At 55.5% G+C, this 1,509-nt stretch carries 2 protein-coding genes; one reads left to right on the plus strand and one right to left on the minus strand.

Going from position 1 to position 1,509, the window contains the following annotated elements:
* The first annotated feature begins 43 nt into the window (after window positions 1-43).
* The gene (locus Q0236_RS11925; RefSeq protein WP_297918328.1) at window positions 44-589 is read left to right on the plus strand and encodes a methylated-DNA--[protein]-cysteine S-methyltransferase; all 546 of its coding nucleotides are present in this window, start codon (window positions 44-46) and stop codon (window positions 587-589) included.
* A 677-nt stretch (window positions 590-1,266) separates the two neighbouring features.
* Here the strand turns inward: Q0236_RS11925 and Q0236_RS11930 are convergent.
* Window positions 1,267-1,488 (minus strand): MGMT family protein, encoded by a 222-nt coding sequence (locus Q0236_RS11930; protein ID WP_297918331.1) that lies wholly within the window; start codon window positions 1,486-1,488, stop codon window positions 1,267-1,269.
* Between the last annotated feature and the right edge of the window lie 21 nt (window positions 1,489-1,509).

Genomic DNA, 1,509 nt, shown 5'->3' on the forward strand with positions numbered 1-1,509 from the left:
ATAGCGAGCGGAAAATTCTTCACGCGCGATTTTGCGGCTTATGATGCGGGGAAAAACCTCGCGCCACCAATCTTTCGGTGCAAGGCGCGAGCGGAAAATTCTGCACGAACGAGCAAAACGAGCAAAGCGGATACTTCGAGGAAAAAACCTGGCTGTTTTCGATCAAACTAGGCGCTGGCTCGATCTGTATTTTAGCGGACGCGAGCCCGGTTTTACGCCCGCTCTAAATCCCCTGGGCTCGGCGTTTAGGCGCGCCGTGTGGGAGATTTTGCTTAAAATTCCATACGGCAATACCACGACCTACGGGCAGATCGCGCGCGAAATCGCCGCAGCACGCGGGCTAGCGAAGATGTCCGCGCAAGCCGTGGGCGGCGTCGTAGGGCACAACGAAATCTCAATCATCATCCCCTGCCACCGCGTCGTAGGCACGTGCGGCAGCCTCACGGGCTACGCGGGCGGCATCGATAGAAAAATAAAGCTGCTGCAGCCAGGGGGCGTCGATATGCGAGGGCTTTTCACGCCCCTTCAAATAGCACCGCGCCGTAAGAATGCGGTAGCGCGCCCAAGGCCCAAAAAGCTAGCCGGATAGCAAAGCTGCGCAAGATGGGGCCTGCCGTCAAAAGGACGATAAGCGTTGCGAGCCGTATTGCTAAATGAGCCTAGCTACGCCGCTCAAACGGCGCACCGCCCGAAACTCAAATCGACGCACCGCAAAACATCCCGCACCGATGCGCTCATAGAGCGGATTGAACAAATTTTAAAATTTCGCCGCTTTTTCTCCGCTTCCCGCAGAAGCCGCATCGATTTAAAATTTTTAACGCGCCGAGGACGGATAGTTCGGTCGCTGCAAAATTTGCGATAGCTAAAATCTACAAGCGGCGTCGAAACGGGCGCGACAAAGCTCGCGACAAGAAAACCAATAGGCGGCGTCGCGCCTGCTTCGTAAAACTGCGGCGGGGCTGATTGCCAAAGAGCCGCTTAGTGCAGCGTTTCAAGCCGCCGCGTAAAAAAGATAAAATTCTATCTTTTCGCGCATGATGATTTGCGCCGCATCTACAAGCAAATAAAGCTCGCAGGCTCTTAGCAATCGGCAGCACCCTGCTCCGCCGCTTAAATCAGTGCGGATCTAAAATTTTATAAGTTAAAATTCCATGTCTCGGACAATTCAAAATTTCGCGCTTCAAACGATCCGTAAATTCCGCACCGCACAGGGGCAATAAAATTCCATGCCTAGCACTCCCAGCGGTGCTTTTTCATACGGGCGCGCTAGCCTCTAAATTTCACGCCTTCGGCTTCTAGCAGTTCGCGCTGAGCCGCAAAGCTCGCCGCCAAAGCGCCCGCGTGGTTTACGACGCGGTGGCACGGGTAGTCGCCGTAGAGCTCTGCTTGCGAGAGCACGCGCCCCACGAGCCGCGAGTGAGCAGGCAGCCCGATCAGGAGCGCGATCTGTCCGTAGCTAGCGACCCTGCCCGCGGGGATCTCCCCCACAAGGGTAAAATTTCATAGATC

Source organism: uncultured Campylobacter sp., assembly GCF_938031315.1.
Lineage (GTDB): Bacteria > Campylobacterota > Campylobacteria > Campylobacterales > Campylobacteraceae > Campylobacter_B.

Excerpts from the sequence above, each read along its gene's own strand:
- Q0236_RS11925 (WP_297918328.1), top strand. The coding sequence starts at position 44 with ATGCGGGGAAAAACCTCGCGCCACCAATCTTTCGGTGCAAGGCGCGAG.